At 53.0% G+C, this 21,336-nt stretch carries 18 protein-coding genes and 2 pseudogenes; 3 read left to right on the top strand and 17 right to left on the bottom strand.

Going from position 1 to position 21,336, the window contains the following annotated elements; all coding sequences use genetic code 11:
• Positions 1-141: 141 nt before the first annotated feature.
• A pseudogene (gene mrdA, locus AAYN39_RS22550) lies at positions 142-2,013 on the top strand (penicillin-binding protein 2).
• Between the two features lie 53 nt (positions 2,014-2,066).
• Here mrdA and AAYN39_RS22545 read toward each other — a convergent pair.
• From AAYN39_RS22545 to flhD, 15 genes are all read right to left on the bottom strand, one after another.
• Positions 2,067-3,206 (bottom strand): glycoside hydrolase family 105 protein, encoded by a 1,140-nt coding sequence (locus AAYN39_RS22545; RefSeq protein ID WP_000989911.1) that lies wholly within the window; start codon positions 3,204-3,206, stop codon positions 2,067-2,069.
• 236 nt (positions 3,207-3,442) lie between these two features.
• A complete protein-coding gene (gene flhe / locus AAYN39_RS22540) occupies positions 3,443-3,835 on the bottom strand; it encodes a flagellar protein FlhE (RefSeq protein ID WP_001233619.1) in 393 nt (130 codons plus the stop codon).
• Positions 3,835-5,913 (bottom strand): flagellar biosynthesis protein FlhA, encoded by a 2,079-nt coding sequence (flhA, locus tag AAYN39_RS22535; RefSeq protein ID WP_000002392.1) that lies wholly within the window; start codon positions 5,911-5,913, stop codon positions 3,835-3,837. The genes flhe and flhA overlap by 1 nt, the downstream gene beginning before the upstream one ends.
• Positions 5,906-7,057, bottom strand: coding sequence for a flagellar biosynthesis protein FlhB (gene flhB, locus AAYN39_RS22530; protein ID WP_000797087.1), 1,152 nt, complete (start codon positions 7,055-7,057; stop codon positions 5,906-5,908). The genes flhA and flhB overlap by 8 nt, the downstream gene beginning before the upstream one ends.
• Before the next feature lie 193 nt (positions 7,058-7,250).
• Entirely contained in the window at positions 7,251-7,895 is a 645-nt protein-coding gene (cheZ, locus tag AAYN39_RS22525; protein ID WP_000983587.1) for a protein phosphatase CheZ, read from the bottom strand.
• Positions 7,896-7,905: 10 nt separating this feature from the next.
• On the bottom strand, positions 7,906-8,295 hold the full coding sequence (cheY, locus tag AAYN39_RS22520; RefSeq protein ID WP_000763861.1) for a chemotaxis response regulator CheY: 390 nt from the start codon (positions 8,293-8,295) through the stop codon (positions 7,906-7,908).
• Between the two features lie 17 nt (positions 8,296-8,312).
• Positions 8,313-9,362 (bottom strand): protein-glutamate methylesterase/protein glutamine deamidase, encoded by a 1,050-nt coding sequence (gene cheB / locus AAYN39_RS22515; protein ID WP_000036392.1) that lies wholly within the window; start codon positions 9,360-9,362, stop codon positions 8,313-8,315.
• Positions 9,359-10,225 (bottom strand): protein-glutamate O-methyltransferase CheR, encoded by an 867-nt coding sequence (cheR, locus tag AAYN39_RS22510; protein WP_000204368.1) that lies wholly within the window; start codon positions 10,223-10,225, stop codon positions 9,359-9,361. The genes cheB and cheR overlap by 4 nt, the downstream gene beginning before the upstream one ends.
• A gap of 160 nt (positions 10,226-10,385) precedes the next feature.
• Positions 10,386-12,047, bottom strand: a complete 1,662-nt coding sequence (gene tar / locus AAYN39_RS22505) for a methyl-accepting chemotaxis protein II (protein WP_000483273.1) — start codon at positions 12,045-12,047, stop codon at positions 10,386-10,388.
• A gap of 236 nt (positions 12,048-12,283) precedes the next feature.
• The gene (cheW, locus tag AAYN39_RS22500; protein ID WP_000147296.1) at positions 12,284-12,787 is read right to left on the bottom strand and encodes a chemotaxis protein CheW; all 504 of its coding nucleotides are present in this window, start codon (positions 12,785-12,787) and stop codon (positions 12,284-12,286) included.
• 20 nt (positions 12,788-12,807) lie between these two features.
• On the bottom strand, positions 12,808-14,823 hold the full coding sequence (gene cheA, locus AAYN39_RS22495) for a chemotaxis protein CheA (protein WP_000061308.1): 2,016 nt from the start codon (positions 14,821-14,823) through the stop codon (positions 12,808-12,810).
• 4 nt (positions 14,824-14,827) lie between these two features.
• Entirely contained in the window at positions 14,828-15,757 is a 930-nt protein-coding gene (gene motB / locus AAYN39_RS22490) for a flagellar motor protein MotB (RefSeq protein ID WP_000795656.1), read from the bottom strand.
• The gene (gene motA / locus AAYN39_RS22485) at positions 15,754-16,641 is read right to left on the bottom strand and encodes a flagellar motor stator protein MotA (protein ID WP_000906317.1); all 888 of its coding nucleotides are present in this window, start codon (positions 16,639-16,641) and stop codon (positions 15,754-15,756) included. Before motA ends, motB begins: the two co-directional genes overlap by 4 nt.
• 127 nt (positions 16,642-16,768) lie before the next feature.
• The gene (flhC, locus tag AAYN39_RS22480; protein WP_000605989.1) at positions 16,769-17,353 is read right to left on the bottom strand and encodes a flagellar transcriptional regulator FlhC; all 585 of its coding nucleotides are present in this window, start codon (positions 17,351-17,353) and stop codon (positions 16,769-16,771) included.
• Positions 17,350-17,691, bottom strand: coding sequence for a flagellar transcriptional regulator FlhD (gene flhD / locus AAYN39_RS22475; RefSeq protein ID WP_001518146.1), 342 nt, complete (start codon positions 17,689-17,691; stop codon positions 17,350-17,352). Before flhD ends, flhC begins: the two co-directional genes overlap by 4 nt.
• 682 nt (positions 17,692-18,373) lie before the next feature.
• Here flhD and AAYN39_RS22470 point away from each other — a divergent pair.
• Together AAYN39_RS22470 and uspC are read left to right on the top strand one after the other, a co-directional pair.
• Positions 18,374-18,490: a hypothetical protein gene (locus AAYN39_RS22470; protein ID WP_001617301.1), complete on the top strand. Its 117-nt coding sequence runs from the start codon at positions 18,374-18,376 to the stop codon at positions 18,488-18,490.
• Positions 18,487-18,914, top strand: a pseudogene (gene uspC, locus AAYN39_RS22465) (universal stress protein UspC). Before AAYN39_RS22470 ends, uspC begins: the two are co-directional and overlap by 4 nt.
• A gap of 17 nt (positions 18,915-18,931) precedes the next feature.
• On the opposite strand, the gene otsA reads toward uspC, so the two are convergent.
• Together otsA and otsB are read right to left on the bottom strand one after the other, a co-directional pair.
• Positions 18,932-20,353 (bottom strand): alpha,alpha-trehalose-phosphate synthase, encoded by a 1,422-nt coding sequence (otsA, locus tag AAYN39_RS22460; RefSeq protein ID WP_000089042.1) that lies wholly within the window; start codon positions 20,351-20,353, stop codon positions 18,932-18,934.
• Positions 20,328-21,131 carry a trehalose-phosphatase gene (gene otsB / locus AAYN39_RS22455; RefSeq protein WP_000840119.1) on the bottom strand — a complete coding sequence of 268 codons (804 nt, stop codon included), beginning with the start codon at positions 21,129-21,131 and terminating at the stop codon, positions 20,328-20,330. The genes otsA and otsB overlap by 26 nt, the downstream gene beginning before the upstream one ends.
• Between the last annotated feature and the right edge of the window lie 205 nt (positions 21,132-21,336).

Genomic DNA, 21,336 nt, shown 5'->3' with positions numbered 1-21,336 from the left:
AGGCCTTTTTATTGCCACAGCGGTATATCTGTAACAAATCACAAGGAATGACACATTTCTATAGAGAGATGGAACATCTTTTACCTGTGCTGGCGCTGACCGCCCCGTATCATTAGGCGGCGGATTGTTCAGGTACAGGTAATGACTTTTAAAGACTTTGATGCGGAAGAGAAACTCTTCCTGAGACGTGTGATTGTGGCGTTTGGTGTAGTGGTTGTCTGCTTTGGTATCCTGATCTTCAACCTCTATAACTTGCAAATCCGCCAGCACCACTACTACACCACCCGTTCGAATGAGAACGATATCAAGATGCTACCCGTCGCGCCCACGCGCGGCATCATTTACGATCGCAACGGCATTCCGCTGGTGCGTAACGTAACCTGGTATGATATCGCGGTTACGCCCTATAAAATTGCCGATATGGATGCGCTGCTAAAACAGCTCACCCCTATTGTTGATCTCTCCCCCGACGATATCGCCGACTTTCGCCGCGCGCTAAAATCCAGTAGCCGCTATCGTCCGGTAGTGCTCAAAAACGCGCTAACGGATGTTGAAATCGCACGCTTTGCGGTCAATCAGTTTCATTTCAACGGCGTCACGATCAATAGCTATCAGGATCGGCAGTATCCTTACGGCGCGGAGCTGGCGCATGTTCTCGGTTACGTGTCAAAGATAAACGATAACGACCTTAAAGCGCTGGATAAAAAAGGGCTGGCAGAGAATTACGCGGCGGACCATAACATCGGTAAACAGGGGATTGAGCGTTACTACGAAAACGATCTTCATGGCAAAACCGGTTATCAGGAGGTCGAGGTGGATAATCACGGGCGTATTGTCCGCCTGCTGAAAGACGTTCCTCCCATCGCGGGTAAGAACATTCACCTGACGTTGGATCTCCATTTACAAGAGTACATTGAAAGTTTGCTGGCCGGGCAGCGTGCTGCCGTACTGGTTGAAGATCCGCACGATGGTTCAGTGCTAGCGATGGTATCTATGCCCAGCTACGACCCGAACCCCTTTGTAAAAGGCATTAGCTATCAGGATTACGGCAAACTGCTGCACGATAAAAATCTGCCGCTGATCAACCGCGTGACGCAAGGGCTTTATCCCCCGGCGTCAACGGTTAAACCCTATATGGCGATGTCCGCGCTGTTATGCGGGATTATTACGCCGCAAACCACCTTCTTTGGCGCGCCAACCTGGACGCTTCCCGGCACGCAGCGTCATTACCGGGACTGGAAAAAAACCGGACACGGTATGCTGGATGTCACTAAAGCGATTGAGGAATCTGCGGATACCTTTTTCTATTAGGTCGCTTATATGATGGGTATTGACCGTATCGACACGATGTTGTCTCAGTTCGGCTATGGCAAACCGACGGGTATCGACCTTAGTGAAGAGTATGACGGGCTGCTTCCCAGCCGCGCATGGAAACAGCGGGTCCATAAAAAAGCCTGGTATCAGGGCGATACCATCTCTGTCGGCATCGGCCAGGGCTACTGGATTGCCACCCCCATCCAGATGGTAAAAGCGATGGTGGCGCTCATCAACAACAGTAAGGTGATTGCCCCTCACCTGTTACTCAATGAAGAGAGCGGCAAAACGGTGGTTCCGTATCGTCCTTCAGGAACACCGGCACAGATAGCCGATCCGGCGTCGCCATACTGGGGACTGGTGCGTCAGGCGATGTACGGCATGGCGAATGCACCCAACGGAACGGGCTATAAGTTCTTTCACACCGCGCCCTACGGCATTGCGGCCAAAAGCGGCACGTCGCAGGTGTTTAGCCTGAAAGAAAATCAGACCTACAATGCGAAAATGATCCCCATTCGCCTGCGCGATCATGTGTTTTATACCGCTTTTGCACCGTATAAAAACCCTAAGGTCGCTATTGCCTTGATTCTGGAAAACGGCGGAAGCGACGGCGTTACCGCCGCGCCCATCATGCGAAAAATCCTTGACCACCTGTTTGATCCACAGGCTGATACCACACAGTCGGGTCAGGCGCCATAGTCAAATAAGCAAAGCGCCATCAGACAAGGATACGACCGGAATATCTGCATACATCAGAAATAGTTACGCAGATATTCCGTCAAACACAGCATTGCCATCGCCTGCCCGTAAGGCATAGAGGTCAACGGAATATGACGGTAAAAATCGAGATCGTGGCCCATGCCAGTGCCAAATGATGTTTGCAGCAGTTCGCCTTCCGGCGAGATATGTTTCACTATCCCCCGAATAGCTTTTTCCGCCACCTGCGCATAGTGCCGTTCGACATAGCGTTTGCGCACCGCTTTAAGAATACCGTAGGCAAAACCCGCCGTCGCCGACGCCTCAAGATAAGAGTGCGGATCGTCAAGCAGCGTATGCCACAAACCGCTTTCATCCTGACATTTCGCCAGCGCGGCGATCTGCGCATTCAGTACCTGGACCAGATAACGGCGCACGGCATTATTTTCCGGCAAGTCCAGCAGTTCAAGAAAATCCGGGACCACAATGGTCAGCCAGCTGTTGCCGCGCGCCCAGCGAGCGTTAGCGAAGTTATGATGACCGTCATAGCTCCAGCCGTGGAACCACAGCCCCGTCTCTTTATCCATCAAATTCTGCACGTGTAGCAGGAACTGATAGGTTGCCTCTTCCACATATTCCGGCCGGTTCAACAGCTTACCGATTTTCGCCAGCGGCAGCACCGTCATCATTAGCGTGTCGTCCCACATCTGCTGATGATTTTCCTCCGCCAGCGTGATGTGCTGCATTCCGCCGTAATCGGTACGGGGCATTTCATTCATCGCCCATTCGGCCCACGTTTCCAGCCACGGTAAATACGCTGGATTACGCGTCTCTTCATAGCGATACGCCAGCGTTAAAAACGGCGCCATCGTATTAACGTTTTTCGTCGTCGCGCCTTCCGCAAAGCGATCGGCAAACCAGTCATCAATGATCTTACGCATCGTCTGGTCGCCGGTCTGTTGGTAATAGTGATACATTCCGTACAGGCCCACGCCGTGCGTCCACTCCCATCCGGCCCAGCCTTTAGTATCGATCACGCGTCCGTCGTCCAGTCGCAATAAAAATTCGCCTGTCTCATCTTTAATATTGACCAGGTTATGCGTCACCTTTTGCACCAGGGCTTTTAGTTCATCTCTGGCGATAAAATGCTCAGGCTGACGCAATAGCGGACTGTGTTTGACTGGATAAACCATCATTTGCTTAACCTCTGTGTAATGTCGAATTCAGTGCTGCGTGCAGTTTTACCGCCGACGCAGTCGATTCGCTACAGTAAAAGCTAAGCTGGGCGGAAACCTTTTTGTTTCTGCCATTGTCAGAGCGTAAATGGCAAAAACGCAAAGAGTCCGGCAACCTACCTCACCATTTTATAAAACGACGTTTCTATTTATTCAAAAAGAGAGTCAGGTCTGCTACCTGGCAAAGAAAGGGGCGGTTAGCGGTAGTTCACAATCACCTGATTGCTCCGCACTTTTAACGCCGGGATAAGTCTGCCGCCGCCGGGGACTTCCCAGACAAAGCGGAGCGGCTCGACTGCGGGAACATGAGCAAAACCGTGGGTCGTGCCACTCTGACCATCAAGTTCTACGCAACGGGACTGGGAACATAAACGTACCCGTAATCCTGCGGGGGTCGGGCCATTCAGTTCATAACGCCAGGCGACCAGCGTCATCACACCGGAAACCGGCTGGCGCGCCGACAATGGCGAAGACGATGCGGAAACGCCCCGGTAATTTAAGGTTACGCCCATACCGCTATCCTGCCACGCGCCTTCGCCTGCGGCCTGAACCGTTAGGGGAAAGAGCAACAATGCCAGCCATTTACGCATTATTTTCCTCCAATGGTCGCCGTCATGCGGATATGACGGTTATCGGAAAGCTCAAGGTTCGACAACACCACCAGCTGCGGTAAACTGCGCCGCAAAAAGCGGGACAATAATGGACGTAGCGCATGGTTAACCAGTAATACCGGCGGCGCGCCAAGCATTTCCTGGCGAGAAAGTGCCTCTTGGGTCTGCGCCAGCAGGCGATCCGCCAACCCAGGCTCAAGTCCACCGCCGCCCTGCAATGCCTGAAGCAGCAAACGCTCCAGCGCGGTATCCAGGCCAATCACCTGCACTTCTTCATTACCGGGGAACCACTGTTGCGTAATCGCTCGCCCTAATGCCACGCGTACCACGGCGGTTAATTCATGCGGATCGCTTTGTAACGGCGCATGTTCCGCCAGCGTTTCCAGAATGGTGCGCATATCGCGAATAGGGACTTTTTCCGCCAGTAAGTTTTGCAGGACTTTGTGTAAAGTCGTGAGGGTCACGACGCCGGGGACCAGATCTTCCGTGAGTTTAGGCATCTCCTGAGAGACACGATCCAACAGTTGCTGCGCTTCCTGGCGGCCAAACAGTTCGGCGGAGAATTGGCCAATCAAGTGGTTAAGGTGCGTCGCCACAACGGTACTGGCTTCCACGACGGTAAAGCCCTGAATTTGCGCCTGCTCTTTCAGGGCGCTTTCAATCCAGATGGCATCAAGGCCAAAAGCTGGATCGACGGTTTTCTCGCCCGGTAGCGTTCCCGCCGCCGTGCCGGGGTTAATAGCCAGCCAGCGTCCCGGATAGGCGTCCCCGCTGCCGATCTCTACCCCTTTCATCAAAATACGGTAGCGCGCAGGCTGTAAATCCATATTGTCGCGAATGTGGACCACCGGCGGCAGGAACCCCATATCCTGCGCGAATTTTTTACGAATACTGCGAATACGTCCGAGCAATTCGCCATCCTGTTGAAAATCCACCATCGGGATCAGGCGGTAGCCCACTTCCATTCCCAGTGAATCCTCAAGCTGTACGTCATTCCAGGTGGCTTCGACCACCGAGTTATTTTCCGGCATTTTTACCGGCTGCGGCTCCTCCGGCGCTTTTTCTTCACGCCCGCGCAGCCACCATGCCAGGCCGAGCAAAGCGGCGGTAAAGAGTAAAAATACCAGGTTAGGCATTCCAGGCACCATGCCAAGCAGCCCCAGCACCGCCGCCGCCAGCAGCATTACCCTTGGATTACTGAACAGTTGGCCAACCATCTGCTCGCCTACATCCTGATCGGTACTGACGCGGGTCACAATGACGCCCGCCGCCGTGGAGATAACCAGCGCCGGGATCTGGGCGACCAGGCCGTCGCCAATGGTCAGCAGGGTGTAGCTTTCCGCCGCGCTGCCCATGCTCATTCCGTGCTGTAATACGCCGACCAGCAGCCCGCCTACCACGTTAATGACCATGATGAGAATACCGGCGATGGCGTCGCCGCGTACAAATTTACTTGCCCCGTCCATCGAACCGTAGAAGTCGGCTTCCTGAGTGACTTCCGAACGCCGTTTTTTGGCCTCGTCTTCACCAATCAGACCGGCATTAAGATCGGCGTCAATCGCCATTTGCTTACCGGGCATACCATCCAGCACAAAGCGCGCGCCGACTTCGGCAATACGTCCGGCACCTTTGGTGATGACCATGAAGTTGATAATGACGAGGATGATAAAAACCACAATCCCGATCGCGAAGTTACCGCCGACCAGGAAATGACCGAACGCCTCTACCACCTTTCCCGCCGCCGCCGCGCCGGTATGCCCTTCCATCAAAATAATGCGCGTTGAGGCAACGTTAAGCGCCAGACGCAGTAGCGTGGTAAACAGCAGGATGGTCGGAAACGCGGCAAAATCCAGAGTACGCTGGGTAAACATCGCCACCAGCAGCACCATGATCGATAGCGCAATATTAAAGGTAAACAATAAGTCGAGGATAAAAGCAGGTAGCGGCAGCACCATCATCGACAAAATCAGCAGAATGAGGATCGGCCCGGCAAGAATTTGCCATTGCGTCGATTTCAGGTTGCTGGGCAGGCGCAGCATCGCGACCAGATTAGCCATCAGTATTCTTCTCGTTCATAAAATCCAGCGCTTCTGGCACCGGAAGGTTCTCAGGTTGTGGAGGACGTTGCCCGCCCGCAAGCCGCCAGCGTTTAAGCTGCCAGACCCAGGCCAACACTTCCGCAACGGCAGCATATAACTGCCCGGGAATTTGCTGACCGATTTCGGCGTGGCGATATAATGCCCGCGCCAGCGGCGGCGCTTCTAAAGTGGGAACCCGATGTTCAGCGCCGATCTCGCGAATGCGCAGCGCTATTAATCCAGCCCCCTTCGCGACCACTTTCGGCGCGCTCATTTTGTTTTCGTCATACTGCAGCGCCACGGAATAGTGCGTCGGGTTAGTGACAATGACGTCCGCTTTCGGCACATCTTCCATCATGCGGCGCTGCGCGGCGGCGCGTTGCATCTGGCGAATTTTGCCCTTAACATGCGGATCGCCTTCGCTCTCTTTAAATTCGTCGCGAATGTCCTGCCGCGACATGCGTAATTTTTTCAGGTGGCTAAAGATCTGGAAAAAAACGTCAAATCCCACCATCGGGATCACGCCCAGTACCACCAGTAACGCGCAGAGTCCAACCAGATCCAGCGCATTCCCCATTGCGACGATCGGCGACTCCGCCATCAGGCGCATCATTTGCGGCCAGTGATTCCAGAGATAAAAGCCGGTAACGCAGCCGACCAGCGTGGATTTCAACACCGCTTTTAGCAGTTCCGCGCCGGTCTGCGCCGAAAACATGCGCTTAATTCCCGGCAGCGGGTTTAATTTAGAAAATTTTGGCTGTAGCGACTTACCGCTAAAAATCAGGCCGCCAAGCATAACCGGCGAGATAAGCGCCACCAGCACCACGCCCGCGATGAGCGGTAGCAGTGCCATCATCGCCGCTTTAATCAGCAAAATTATCTGCCCCAGGATCAGGTTAGGATCGTTCACCATACGGTGATCGAAGTGCAGGCCTGCTGAGAGCATTCCCGCCAGCTGCCGCGCTAACGACTCGCCGCCGAACCAAATAATACAAACGCCCACCAGCAATATCAGCAGTGAGGTCAGTTCTCTGGAACGGGGGATCTGCCCTTCTTCCCGCGCTTTTTCAAGTCGGTGGGGTGTGGGGGCTTCTGTTTTGTCGTCGTCGCTCTCTTCTGCCACGCAGCAAACCCTGGATAGATTGATAAGCGAGAATGATGCCAGAACCGCTTTACGCCAATGGGCAGAGTAAGCGGTAAAAAAGGCGGGGTTTATGGCGTTAATAGAGATAGCCGGATACGATAAGAAAGTATCGTATCCGGCCGGGTTGACGGATTCGGACCCGATAAGCGCAGCGCCATCAGGTCAAAAAAGCTTAAAAGCCAAGACTGTCCAGCAGGTCGTCCACCTGCTCCTGACTGGCGACGACGCCAGCTTTCGAGGTATCCACCTGCGGGCCGTTGAGCAAGCTTTCGTTCTCGCGTTTTGGTCGCGCGCTCTGTTCCGGGATGTTTTCCAGCAGCACCATTAACAACTGGCGCTCAATCTCCTGAATCACGTCCATCATGCGTTTGATCACCTGACCCGTCAGATCCTGGAAATCCTGCGCCATCATGATGTCCAGCAGTTGCGCGTTAGTAAAGCTGGTATGGCCCGGGACATCCCTGAGAAACTGGCGCGTATCCGTCACCAGTTCACGGGCGTCGGAAAGCTCGATCGGATTGTCAAACCACTCGTCCCAACGTTGGGTTAGCGCTTTCGCCTCTTTTTCCATCGCATCCTGATGCGGCTGCGAGGCTTCGACACTGTTTAGCGCGCGTTCCGCCGCCTGCGCCGTCATCTGGACGACATAATCCAGACGGTCGCGCGCATCAGGGATCGCCTCCGCCGCTTCGGCAATCGCCTGGTCCAGCCCCAGTTCACGCAGGCTGTCGCGCAGCATTCGGGTCAGACTACCGATGCGCGCAATGATGTCTCCTGCTGAGCCTTCATCAGCAGGCTTGATAGATGGTTGCATCATCATCGCATCCTCACATGCCCAGTTTCTCAAAGATTTTGTTGAGCTTCTCTTCCAGAGTCGCTGCGGTGAACGGTTTTACGACATAACCGCTGGCGCCAGCCTGTGCGGCGGCGATAATATTCTCTTTCTTGGCTTCCGCCGTGACCATCAACACGGGTAACGCCGACATGGCGCTATCGGCGCGAATGGTTTTCAGCAGCTCCAGGCCATCCATGTTCGGCATGTTCCAGTCAGAGATAATAAAACCAAAGCCGCCTGCCTGGAGCTTGTTCAGCGCATCGACGCCGTCTTCGGCCTCTTCCACATTGTTAAATCCAAGCTCTTTTAAGAGGTTGCGCACGATACGACGCATGGTCGAAAAGTCATCCACAACCAAAAATTTAAGCTCTTTATCCGCCATAAAATACTACTCCTGGTTCAAATACGTATCGCCTGTCCGGCACTGATTTTCGCCAGCATCTGCTGGCTTACCTGGCTAAGATCGACCACTTCGCTTACGCCACCCATATTGATGGCCTCGCGCGGCATGCCGAACACCACACAACTTGCTTCGTTTTGCGCAATGGTCCAGGCGCCAGCCTGGTACATCGCTAACATTCCAGCGGCGCCATCGTTGCCCATCCCCGTAAGAATGACGCCTACGGCGTTGCGCCCCGCGTGTTTCGCCACCGAATGAAACAGCACATCCACGGAAGGCCGATGCCGGTTTACCGGCGGGCCATCATGAATTTTGATTTGATAATTCGCCCCGCTACGCGCCAGCTCCATATGCTTGTCGCCGGGCGCAATGTAGGCATGACCTGGCAATACGCGTTCGCCGTCCTCCGCCTCCTTCACGCTGATTTGACAGAGTTTATTCAGGCGCTCGGCAAACGAGCGGGTAAAGCCAGGCGGCATATGCTGCGTAATAATCACTGCCGGACTGGAAAGCGGCAGCGGTTGCAGCACATGTCGGATAGCTTCAGTACCGCCCGTTGAAGCGCCGATAGCAATCAGTTTTTCCGAACTGAGCAGCGGACCGGCTTTTAAGGTTGTCGGGGCCGCCATCGGTTTATGTGCGGCGATGCGGGCCCGCGCGGCGGTACGCACTTTTTCGGCAATCATCTCGCTATACGCCAGCATACCTTCACGAATGCCAAGCTGCGGTTTGGTGACAAAATCGATGGCCCCCAACTCCAGCGCCCGTAGCGTCACTTCGGAACCTTTCCCGGTCAGCGAAGAGACCATCACCACCGGCATCGGTCGCAGGCGCATCAGTTTTTCCAGAAAATCGAGGCCGTCCATACGCGGCATCTCAACGTCCAAGGTCAATACGTCCGGATTAAATTTTTTGATGAGATCCCTGGCGACCAACGGGTCCGGCGCAGTCGCTACCATCTCCATATCGCTATGGCTATTAATAATTTCAGTCATGATTTGGCGCATTAGCGCGGAATCATCAACTGACAATACCCTGATTTTACTCATGCTTTATCCTTACTTAGCGCATACACCGTCTGTCCGCGCAGGCTAAACTCGCGCACGAGGTTGCTAAAGTTTTCTGAGTGACCGGCAAACAACAGTCCGTCAGGTTTAAGGAGTGGAACAAAACGGCGCAGAATGTCCTCCTGAGTCGTTTTATCAAAATAGATCATGACGTTACGGCAAAAAATCGCGTCAAAGGGACCGGGTACGTTGTACTGCTTTTCCAATAAATTAACGGAGGAAAATTCAACATAATTGGCCAGTTGCTGACGCACGCGCACCAGTCCTTCATGCGGCCCCGTACCGCGCATGAAGTAACGTTGTAGCTGCTGCGGCGATAACGTTTTCAGTTCGCTGAGGCGATAAATACCGCTTCTCGCTTTTTCCAGCACTTCAGTATCAATATCGCTGGCGAATACTTTCCAGCGACCGGGGGCCATCCCTAACGCATCCGCCAGCGTAATGGCGATACTGTAAGGTTCTTCTCCTGTCGATGCCGCCGCACTCCAGACGCGGTACTCGCCGTGGCGGCGACGCGCATGTTCCGCAAGGATGGGAAAATGGTGCGCCTCGCGAAAAAAAGCGGTCAGGTTGGTAGTCAGAGCGTTGATAAAAGCCTGCCACTCAACGCTGTTTTGATTAGCCTCCAGCATACTGAGATAACGGCCAAAATCATCCAGTCCCAGGGCACGCAGCCGACGGACCAGGCGGTTATAAACCATATCCCGCTTATGGTCGGCCAGCACGATCCCTGCACGCTGGTAGATTAATTGACATATCCGACGAAAATGCGCGTCGGACAGCGCGAGGCGCTGTGTCATCTGTAACAATACTGACGTTTGCCCGGAGGGCAGAGATGATGTCATAGCGCCTTCTTAATCACATTCAAAGTACAACGGGCGCGCCCTGCGGCAGCGCCATGCTTCCCGTATTACACATTTTTTGCTTTTATCTATGCGAACCAGACGAAAGGGATCGGCGGGTTCGCAAATTAATCGATAACCGACAGCACACAGCGCACATCGATCAGAAGGTTTCCCAGTTCGCATCATCCCCGGCGGCTAAGGGCCGCGGCGTATTGCCGGACTGAGCGTCCACTGATAAACGCATCTCAGGTTTATTTACCGCCAGCGGTCGCGATGCCAGGCGGAAAGCCGATACCGCCTGGGTCAGACGGCTGGCCTGCTCTTCCAGCGCGGCGGCGGCCGCTGCGGATTCCTGAACCAGCGAGGCGTTCTGTTGCGTTACGCGATCCATTTCGGAAACGGCCAAAGCGACCTGATCGATACCCCGGCTTTGCTCATCCGAGGCGGAGGCGATTTCGCCCATGATATCCGTGACGCGCGTAACGGCATTGACGATGTCAGTCATGGTTTCCCCGGCGCTTTCCACCAGCACTGAACCGGTATCGACACGCGAGACGGAATCTTCAATCAACGCTTTTATTTCTTTCGCCGCCTGGGCACTGCGGCTGGCCAGATTACGCACCTCGCCTGCCACGACCGCAAAACCGCGCCCCTGCTCTCCCGCGCGCGCCGCTTCTACCGCCGCGTTCAGCGCCAGAATGTTAGTCTGGAAGGCAATACCGTCGATAACGCTGATAATGTCAGCGATTTTTTTCGAACTGTCGGCAATTTCGTGCATAGTGTTTACTACGCCGTCGACCACTTTGCCGCCATGACGCGCGGTCTCGGAGGCGCTTTGCGCCAGTTGCGAAGCCTGACGGGCATTATCGGCGTTTTGCTTCACGGTGGCCGTCAGTTGTTCCATGCTGGCCGCCGTCTCCTCCAGAGCGGAGGCTTGTTGTTCGGTACGGGAAGAGAGGTCGGTATTACCGGCGGCAATTTCACTGGTGCCGGAATAAATCGCATCCGAACCTTCACAAACCTGCGTCACGGTGTCAATCAGCGAGCGTTGCATATGTTCAACCGTTCCCGCCAGTTCGCCAATTTCATTACGTCCTGAGACGGTGAGCGTTTTCGTCAGATCGCCGCTGGCAATTTCACGGATATGAGTAATCACTCGCGCTAATGGGTTAAGCAAGGCATGACGAATGCCGAACCAAACCACCATCAAAATCAGCACCAGCACGACCGCAAGAACCCCCAGTTGCCATTGCGCAAAACGGTAGTCATGAGCACTTTGATCAAATGTCTGGCGGTACAGGTTTTCGCTCACCCGGGCGTAATTGCCCAGCGCCTCGCCCAACGCGTTTTGCATTCCCTGGGTTGGCTGGGCGAAGTAGGCATCCATATTGCCATTGTCCAGAAACTGAATAAGTTCGGCTAATGCGGCCTGATAGCGCTGATATTTTTCATCGACGTTCGCGCTGGCCTCCGCCATCGCTGGCAATGGCGTCATGTTTTTGAAATTGGCGTAGTGCGCCGCCGCCTGTGCGAGGGTCGTTTTTGCATTCTGGAGTAAATCCGTTTTGGCGCTGCTCTGCTGGTTAGAAGCGTCCATCATCATGCGTGCGGCGGAGCGGCTCAGGTTAATGCGCGTTTGCAGCATTAAGTCCCATGTCGACGTGAGTTCGCTTTGTTGCTGGCGTAATTCGTTAGAAATAACAAAACCTTGCTGGTTATGCTGTAATGAAGAAAACAGCAAACCACCGGAAACAAGCTGTAGCAGTGCGAAAACCCCCAGCACCATCATCAGCATTGTGACAACGCGGATACGGTTAAACATAAGGCACCTTCCTGATAACGAGTTATCAACGTTATCGGCACCTGCGGTGATAACTTTACTTTTGCAAAAAGGAAATACGCTGTTCCGGAAGACGACATTGCCAATGACAGTGTCGCAGCGGCGATGCCGGCGCAAAATGCAGGGGCTGGGCGCGGGCGATGAAGAGGCACTCTCACCGCTGGCGGAAGCATAACGGTGAATATTGCCGGATGGCGCGACGCCATCCGGCAACGTTATTACGCGACGTGTGATGCTGCGATATCCAGCAGCGCCATCTCTTCGCTGTTAAGCAGTTTTTCGATATTCACCAGAATCAGCATACGCTCGCCGAGCGCGCCCAATCCCGTCAAATATTCTGTTGACAAGGTCACGGCAAATTCTGGCGCCGGACGGATCTGTTCCGCCGTTAACGACAGTACGTCAGACACGCCGCCTACCACTATCCCGACGACACGTTGCCCCAGATTCAGTACGATCACTACCGTATTGTCATCATACTCAACGTCGCCTTCGCAGAATTTCACGCGCAGATCGACAATGGGGACAATCACGCCGCGCAGGTTAGTCACCCCTTTTATAAAGGCCGGTGTATTGGCGATGCGCGTCACCTGGTCATAGCCACGGATCTCCTGCACTTTCAGGATATCGATGCCGTACTCTTCATTTCCCAGTGTAAACACCAGGAATTCCTGACCTGACGGCTCGCCGGCCAGTTTGCTTACATTACTCATACCGGTCATATTATTCCCTTCTCACTCAATCAGGCGGCTGTGATCGCCATACGTTGTTCGCGGTTTAAACCCTGCAATGCGGAAACATCAACAATCAGCGCGACGCTGCCGTCGCCCAGGATCGTCGCGGCGGAAATCCCCGGTACCTTGCGATAATTGCTTTCCAGATTTTTGACCACCACCTGGTGCTGACCGATGAGCTGATCGACCAGCAGCGCGTAACGGCGTCCCGCGCTTTGCAGGATCACAACAATGCCCTGCGTGGATTCGGTTTTCGCCCCGTCCACGTCAAACACTTTCCACAATTCGACCAGCGGCAAATACTCGCCGCGAACTTCCAGAACCCGTTCGCCGCCCGCCAGCGGATGAAGATCCTCTTCACGCGGTTGCAGCGACTCCATCACCGCATTTAACGGCAGGATAAAAACTTCCCCCGCCACGCGAACCGACATCCCATCGAGGATGGCCAGCGTCAGCGGCAGCAGAATACGAATCGTGGTGCCGGAGCCTTGTTTTGACTGGATCTCAACGTGACCGCCCATCTCCTGAATGTTACGTTTCACCACATCCATGCCAACGCCGCGACCGGAGACATCCGTGACCTGTTCCGCAGTTGAGAATCCCGGCGCGAAGATCAACATGCCTACTTCATCGTCGGTCATGTTTTCATTCACCGCCATCCCCTGCGACATGGCCTTCGCCAGGATACGCTCACGGTTAAGCCCCGCGCCGTCATCGGTCACTTCAATACAAATATTCCCGCCCTGATGTTCTGCAGAAAGGATCAGATTGCCGACAACATTTTTCCCCGCCTCAAGGCGTTTTTCCGGCATTTCAATCCCGTGGTCGAGACTGTTGCGCACCAGGTGCGTCAGCGGGTCGATAATGCGTTCGATCAGGCTTTTATCAAGTTCAGTGGAGCTCCCCACCAGCGTCAGCTCTACCTGCTTGCCCAGTTTGCCCGCTAAATCGCGTACCAGACGCGGGAAACGGCTGAAGACGTACTCCATAGGCATCATACGAATCGACATCACCGACTCTTGTAAGTCGCGGGCGTTACGTTGTAACTGCCCCATACTGGTAATGAGATCGCCGTGGTTTACCGGGTCCAGCTCGTTAGAACGCTGGGCCAACATTGACTGGGTAATCACTAACTCGCCGACCAGGTTTATGAGCTGATCCACTTTCTCTACCGCCACGCGAATGCTGGTGGACTCGCGTTCACGCGCAGGTTTTTCACGCCCCGCATGATGTTCATGGGCCGCGCTTTTGGCGGCTGGCGCAACGACTGCCGGAGACGCTACCGGTGCTACCTCGGTTTTCTCTTGCGCTTTTTCAACCGGCGCGGTGACCACTTTTTCAAAAGCGATCTGATCGGCCTCGATGACAAAACAGAGCACCGCGACAATGTCATCTTCCGCGACGCTGCCATCCAGAGTTGCCGACAGTGAATCCGCCCCCTTAACGACATCCGTCAGAGTAGCCAGATTGCCCAACTCTTCTTCAAGCAGATCGACCTCATTGGCTTTCAACCGTGAAAGTACAATGCGCAGTTTACTCTCGTCACGAGGCGATTCGGTTTCGGCTACGCTCTCTTCCTGGATCGCCGCACTTAGTGCCGCGGTTTCTACGACCGCCGGCGTGGTTTCGCCTTTCGCCTCCAGCGCCAACTGGCGTAGCGCATTGCAGATATATTCGAAGCTTGCGGCATCCGGCTCTTCGGAGTTTTTATAGGCGTCGAGCTGTTCCTGCATAATATCTTTCGTTTCCAAAAACAGGTTGATAATGTCGGTATTGAGCTGCATTTCACCGCGTCGGGCTTCATCCAGCAGGTTTTCCATTAAATGTGTGGTTTCCTGCAGAATAGTGAAGCCGAATGTGCCCGCGCCGCCTTTAATGGAGTGCGCCGCGCGAAAAATGGCGTTCAGTTGTTCAGCGTCCGGGGATTCCGGCACCAAATCCAGCAGATGCTGCTCCATATCAGCCAACAGCTCGTCAGCTTCATCAAAAAATGTCTGATAAAAATCGCTAATATCCATGCTCACGCTATCACCTCGGTTCCGCTTTTGGCGATGTGGGTACGCTTGCCGGCGGGGCTGCCGCAGGCTGTTGTAATACACTTACCGGCTCATTCTGGCTTTCAGCGTTTTCATGCAAAATGGCCTGTTCCGCCTGTTTGTTTAACACCAGCAGGCTTATACGGCGGTTGATGGCGTCATCAGGACCGCGATCGCTCAGCCGCATCGTGGCGGCCATGCCAACCACCCGTAATACTTTTCCGTTATCCAGCCCGCCAGCGACCAGTTCGCGACGAGAGGCATTGGCGCGATCGGCGGATAACTCCCAGTTGCTATAGCCTTTTTCGCCGTTCGCGTAGGGAAAGTCATCGGTATGGCCGGCCAGGCTAATGCGATTAGGTATACCGTTTAACACTGGCGCAATCGCACGCAGGATATCGCGCATATACGGCTCAACTTCGGCGCTGCCGGTTTTAAACATCGGGCGGTTCTGGCTGTCGATAATCTGGATGCGCAACCCCTCCTGAACTAAATCAATTTTCAGATGCGGACGTAACGCGCGCAGTTTGGGATCGGATTCGATCAGTTGATCCAGATCGCCGCGCAGTTTGTTTAACCGACTCTGCTCCATCCGTTTTTTCAGCTCGTCGATATTCGGCTGCTTTTCCACTTCACCCTGCTGTTGGGTGTAATCATCGCCGCCGCCTGGTATCGGGCTCTTGCTATTGGCAATCCGATTTCCCCCCGTTACCGCGGTGGCCAACGGCGTACGAAAATATTCGGCAATCTGAATTAATTCTTTAGGGCTGGAGATGGAAATCAGCCACATCACCAGAAAAAAAGCCATCATCGCCGTCATAAAATCGGCGTAGGCAATTTTCCAGGAACCGTGCGCCCCGCCGCCGTGCGGTTTGTGCCTGCGGCGTTTTACGACGACAATGGGATGAGCCTGATTTTTCATGCTTCCTCAGTCGTCTGCTGCTGGTTTGGGTTTCTCACTGCGCGAACGTGTTCTTCCAACTCAATAAACGATGGACGCTCACTGGAATAAAGCGTTTTACGACCAAATTCCACGGCAATCGGCGGCGCATAGCCGTTCAGATTAGACAGCAGTGTAATTTTTACGCACTGCATCATCTTAGTGGTTTCGGCGCTCTTCTGGCGCAAAACGGTCGCTAACGGTGAAATGAATCCATAAGCCAGTAAAATACCGAGGAACGTACCTACCATGGCATGGGCAATCAGCGCCCCCAACTCCGCTGCCGGACGATCGGCTGAAGCCAGAGCGTGAACCACCCCCATTACCGCCGCGACGATACCAAAGGCAGGCAGCGAATCCCCCACCATCGCCAGACTGTTGGCCGGGACTTCCGCCTCGCTTTCATGGGTTTCAATCTCTTCATCCATCAACGCTTCAATTTCGAACGTATTCATGTTGCCGCTGATGATCAGACGCAGATAATCGACAATAAAATCAAGCATTACCGCATCGGCCAGAATACGCGGATAACTGGCGAAGATTTCACTCTCTTTCGGATTTTCAATATCGCGTTCAAGGGAGAACATCCCCTGCTGGCGTGATTTGGCCATCAGGCGATAGAGCAACGCCAGCAAATCCATGTACATAGATTTCGTGTATTTCGAACGGCGAAATAACAACGGGATCGCTTTCATCGTGCCTTTGATGGCCTTCCCGTTGTTGCCGACAATGAACGCCCCCATCCCCGCGCCGCCAATGATGACCAGTTCAGCAGGTTGATAGAGTGCCCCAAGGTGTCCGCCGGTCATGACATAACCGCCGAAAACTGTACCGATAACCACCAAGTAACCTAATAAGATAAGCACGACATCATCCTTCCGCTGTTGACTATGACAGGATGCGCAGTCGGGCGATTAACGCGAAGGCAAGGCAAAAAAAAAAAGCAGCGGTAATGGCTTACCGCTGCTGGAGTGTTTGTCCACACCGTTTCGGTTAAACAGCCTGTTCGATCTGTTCATCCAGCAGTTGTGGAATAATATCGGCAGCATCTCGGGAAAGTTTACGTCTTTTTACTGCGCGGGATGGCGGCTGGCATAAACTACACGCAAAGCTGCCTACGGGCTGATGCGCATGGGTAATAAAGTTCCCACCGCAGCAGTTACAGCTCGACAATTCAAGCAACCCACTTTCAACAAAACGCACCAGCGTCCATGCGCGAGTCAGCGCCAACAACGACCCTTCAGGCGGTTGCGGACACTGCTCAAGATAAAGCCGATAAGCTTTAATCACCGCATCCACACCGCTGCATAAGCCGGTCTTCAGTAAAAATTGCCAGGCGTTGCAGAACATGGAGGCATGAATATTTTGCTCCCAGGTCATAAACCAGTCTGTCGAAAATGGCAGCATCCCTTTAGGCGGCGGGCTACCGCGTAATTCTTTGTACAGCCTGATGAGGCGACCACGGCTGAGCTGTGTTTCGCTTTCCAGCATTTGTAGACGAGCGCCAAGATTAATCAACTCCATCGCCAACTGGATATCGCGAGCTTCCTGAACAATGCTTTTTTCGCTCATTATCATGCCCTTTTCTTACGCGCCGTATCGTCCACTTCATTGAGCAGACGCGTTGAAAGCATGATACCTGTGTGAATCTGCTGTAAGTCATCGACGCGCGAATCCTGAGTCAAACGGGTGATCGTCTGATGATCGTCAAACCGGAAATGACAAACTAACTGGTTCGTCTCCGCCAGTTTGACCATCTGCGGCAGGGTCAACGCGCCCAGTGTGTTTGCCATCTCTTCGTTGATACCGAGGCGGAACATCGCAGATGCTTTATCCTGGACGATCAAACGCTGTGCAAGGAGTAAATATGACAAATTGATGTCATAAATGTGTTTTAGCAACTCGGATGTATGCATTGTTCCCATCCAGAATAACCAACTTTATTTTTGTGCGACGTAGCCGCACCCCGTGATGTCGCCGGGAAGGCCCGGTAAAAGAAGCAAAAAGGTCAAATGCATAGCAGCGCTCAGACATTATGGACATTGTGACGTATAACGCAGCTTCCCACTGGGATTCGCCTTACACGTTTACATCAATTTTTACAAATGCCTAAGATTTTTCCTAATTCGACGCAACTCTACTCGTCAGTTTCGTGACATACAACGGAGCGGGACGGCGATTTTAGAAAATATGCGATGCAGATCACATAATTTAACAGAATACTTACGATAAAACCATCAGTATGGCTTTTACTTTGTTTAATTAATAACCTAATATTCACTTTTTCTATTCCACACTGCTGAATAGGGGTACGTCAACACCAAATTCTTTTTTGTTTCTCTCTGTTAAAATAACGCCAGGATAATAGATAACAGGCTATTATTTCTATTTTAGAAACAATTTTATTTTACCTTTAGTAAACAGTGGCTTAAATATTAAACGTTATTAATTAATCTCGTCACAGCATACGCCCTCCTCTGTTAAAAATAAGCTCATTTGATTTAACTTTTAGCTTTCCTTGTTCACCCGTTTAAATAAAGCATCCTGGTGGTGTGTAAAAAGTGTCTTATGCCACGATTCTTTACATAAGAATAATCAATGATTAATTATGATGTCCTTCACATTAATGTGGCATTAGCGCATTGCAGAAATGCGATAAACAGAGTAAAGCTAAAGCACAATCTCATATTCTTGCAATCAAGGAGCGAGTTATGAGCTACACCCATATTCTTGTCGCCGTTGCCGTCACCCCGGAAAGTCACCAGCTACTGGCTAAAGCGGTCTCTATCGCCCGCCCTGTTCAGGCGAAAGTAAGCCTGATTACTCTCGCTTCCGATCCTGAACTGTATAACCAGTTCGCCGCGCCCATGATGGAGGATTTACGCGCGGTTATGCATGAAGAGACCGAGAATTTTCTTAAAATGCTGGGGGAAAAGGCGGATTATCCGATTGAACAAACTTTCATCGCATCAGGTGAGTTAAGCCAGCATATTTTGGCTGTGTGCCGCAAACACCATGTTGATCTGGTCATTTGCGGCAACCATAACCACAGTTTCTTTTCGCGCGCGTCCTGCTCGGCAAAAGTGTCGTCAGCGCCAGCCAGGTAGATGTGTTGCTGGTGCCGTTAGCGGGCGACTAGTCGCCGCTCGCGATATCTCAGGCCAGCTTAGGGAACGTCGCCACGTTGTTCTGCTGCTGACGCTCAGGGCTACGCGGCGTGACCTCCTTTAGGTCATGAATAAAACGCTCCTGCCAGCGGTTAATGTCATTTTTAACGATCACGTCCAGCATTTCCGCATGACGCGAAATACGCTCGGCAAGGGGCATCGTTAACGCACGATTGAGCGCCGCCGCCACGTCATCCCGATCGTAAGGATTGACGATTAACGCCGACGTCAGTTCATTCGCCGCGCCGGCAAACTGTGACAGTACCAGTACGCCAGGATTAGCGGGGTCCTGCGCGGCGACAAACTCTTTCGCCACCAGGTTCATCCCGTCACGCAACGGGGTGACGAGCCCGACGTCTGAATAACGGAATATCTTCATTAACAGTTTACGGTCGAAATGCTGATTCAGATAATAGAGCGGCGTCCAGCCCAATTGTCCATATTTCCCATTAATCCGGCCTGCTTCTGTCTCAAGCTGGTGGCGAATATCCTGATATGCCTGTACTTCGCCGCGTGACGTAGGCGCAATTTGGGTATAACGAATTTTTCCCCGATGCTGCGGATAGTTTTCCAGTAGCGCTTCATACGCCAGAAAACGTTCCGGCAGCCCTTTCGAATAATCCAGCCGCTCAACGGAAAAAATATTCTTCACATTTTTCAGTTCCGCCTTGAGCTGCGCCAGTTTTGGCGGCAACGGCCCGGCAGCCTGCAGAGCAATCTCATCGGGCTCAATACCGATAGGATACACTTCTGTCTGGAAGTCTTTACCCCACGCGATATGCTGCTTGCCGCTGCGAGTCGTGACTCGCGTTTGACTCGAAAGGCTATCCAGAAAAGCCAGGCGATCATTTTCGGTCTGGAACCCGAGCAGATCAAAGTCACACAACTGCTCCAGCAGTTCATCATGTGGCGGTAAAGCGTTAAAAATCTCCGGGGTCGGGAATGGAATATGCAGGAAAAAACCAATTCGGTTGTTCACGCCGCGTTTACGCAGCTCGCTGGCAAACGGTAACAGGTGGTAGTCATGCACCCAAATGATGTCGTTCTCTTTAATGAGGGGCAATAACTTATCCGCTAATAACGCATTCACCCGCATATAGCCTTCCCATGCAGGACGCTGAAACTGTACCAGGTCCAGACGATAGTGGAACGCTGGCCAGAGAACCGCATTGGAAAATTGACAGTAATAATCTTCGTAATCTTGTTCACTCAGGTTAAACGATGCCCAGGTAATATTACCTTTTGTCACCTTTTTTAATGGCTCATCCTCGTTACCTGTCTCGCCACTCCAGCCGAACCACAACCCGCCAGCCGCTTTTAGCGCGCCAAGCACGCCAACAGCGAGGCCGCCGGCGCCGCCTTTATTATCCGGGGGGGCAATTCGATTAGATACTACGACTAAACGACTCATAGCCATCTCTCCTGTTATTCATTACTTGTTGTTCTTGTTGTGGATAATTGATTTGTTCCAGCCAGCGCCAGACATCGGGTACGCTTTCCAGCCGCCATGCCGCCTGGGTTGCCCCGACGCCCACTTTTACGGAAATTCCGCCAGCGTGATTCACCACGCCAAAGCCAGCCTCATCGGTCAAATCGTCGCCCACAAAAACGGGAATCCGTCCCGTAAAGGGCGCCTCCTGCATAAAGGCGGCAATCGCTTCGCCTTTATTAGTTCCCTTAGGTTTGATTTCCACAACACATTTACCAGGCTGCAACGCCAGTTGCGGCCAGTGCTGCGTAACGTGTTGCGCAAGCGCCAACAGCGCCGCTTCATGTTCCGGAGCCTGACGGTAGTGCAGCGCAAACGCCATCCCCTTTGTCTCCAGCTCCGTTCCGGGCAGCGCTGCAAGCGTCGAACGTAATAACGCCTCCACCTCACGGACTACCGCTTCAGGAAGGCGCACGATATGGGTTTTACCACTGATGTCACGACGCTCTGCCCCGTGAACGCCAGCGAGCGGAAAGCGAAAAGGCTTCGCCAAAGCATCCAGCTCAGTCATTGAACGCCCTGAAATCAATGCCAGTGCCCCTGCGTTGTGCGCCGCGAGACGGTCTAACAACTGAAGGATTTTATGCGGTACCACTACCTGATCGGGATGAGGCTTTATCTCTGCCAATGTGCCATCAAGGTCAAAAAAATACGCATAGTTCGCAGTGAGTTCGGGGGATACGGTTAACGGTTCTGCCACCCTGGTCTCCTCCTTATCATCATATTGAGACTCACAAACGGTCTCATTAGTCATGTAAGTATAGACAGTGTGACGCTGCTCGCCATTTAGAAAGACCATCGCCAGCCGGGGTAGCGGTTGGCGATGACGTGAAGCTATACTGTTTAGTTGAGTGTTAATTCATCAAATCATACGCTTCGCTTTTTGCTTATAATGGTCGAAGATA

Source organism: Salmonella sp. K21076, from assembly GCF_039650795.1.
Classification (GTDB): domain Bacteria; phylum Pseudomonadota; class Gammaproteobacteria; order Enterobacterales; family Enterobacteriaceae; genus Salmonella; species Salmonella enterica.
The sequence above is the reverse complement of the archived record's forward strand: the minus strand, read 5'-3'. Positions and strand labels throughout refer to the sequence as shown.

Coding starts and splice junctions, on each gene's coding strand:
- AAYN39_RS22545 (WP_000989911.1), bottom strand. CDS start 3,206: ATGATGGTTTATCCAGTCAAACACAGTCCGCTATTGCGTCAGCCTGAG.
- flhe (WP_001233619.1), bottom strand. CDS start 3,835: ATGCGTAAATGGCTGGCATTGTTGCTCTTTCCCCTAACGGTTCAGGCC.
- flhA (WP_000002392.1), bottom strand. CDS start 5,913: ATGGCTAATCTGGTCGCGATGCTGCGCCTGCCCAGCAACCTGAAATCG.
- cheZ (WP_000983587.1), bottom strand. CDS start 7,895: ATGATGCAACCATCTATCAAGCCTGCTGATGAAGGCTCAGCAGGAGAC.
- cheY (WP_000763861.1), bottom strand. CDS start 8,295: ATGGCGGATAAAGAGCTTAAATTTTTGGTTGTGGATGACTTTTCGACC.
- cheB (WP_000036392.1), bottom strand. CDS start 9,362: ATGAGTAAAATCAGGGTATTGTCAGTTGATGATTCCGCGCTAATGCGC.
- cheR (WP_000204368.1), bottom strand. CDS start 10,225: ATGACATCATCTCTGCCCTCCGGGCAAACGTCAGTATTGTTACAGATG.
- tar (WP_000483273.1), bottom strand. CDS start 12,047: ATGTTTAACCGTATCCGCGTTGTCACAATGCTGATGATGGTGCTGGGG.
- cheW (WP_000147296.1), bottom strand. CDS start 12,787: ATGACCGGTATGAGTAATGTAAGCAAACTGGCCGGCGAGCCGTCAGGT.
- motB (WP_000795656.1), bottom strand. CDS start 15,757: ATGAAAAATCAGGCTCATCCCATTGTCGTCGTAAAACGCCGCAGGCAC.
- flhC (WP_000605989.1), bottom strand. CDS start 17,353: ATGATAATGAGCGAAAAAAGCATTGTTCAGGAAGCTCGCGATATCCAG.
- flhD (WP_001518146.1), bottom strand. CDS start 17,691: ATGCATACATCCGAGTTGCTAAAACACATTTATGACATCAATTTGTCA.
- AAYN39_RS22470 (WP_001617301.1), top strand. CDS start 18,374: ATGATTAATTATGATGTCCTTCACATTAATGTGGCATTAGCGCATTGC.
- otsA (WP_000089042.1), bottom strand. CDS start 20,353: ATGAGTCGTTTAGTCGTAGTATCTAATCGAATTGCCCCCCCGGATAAT.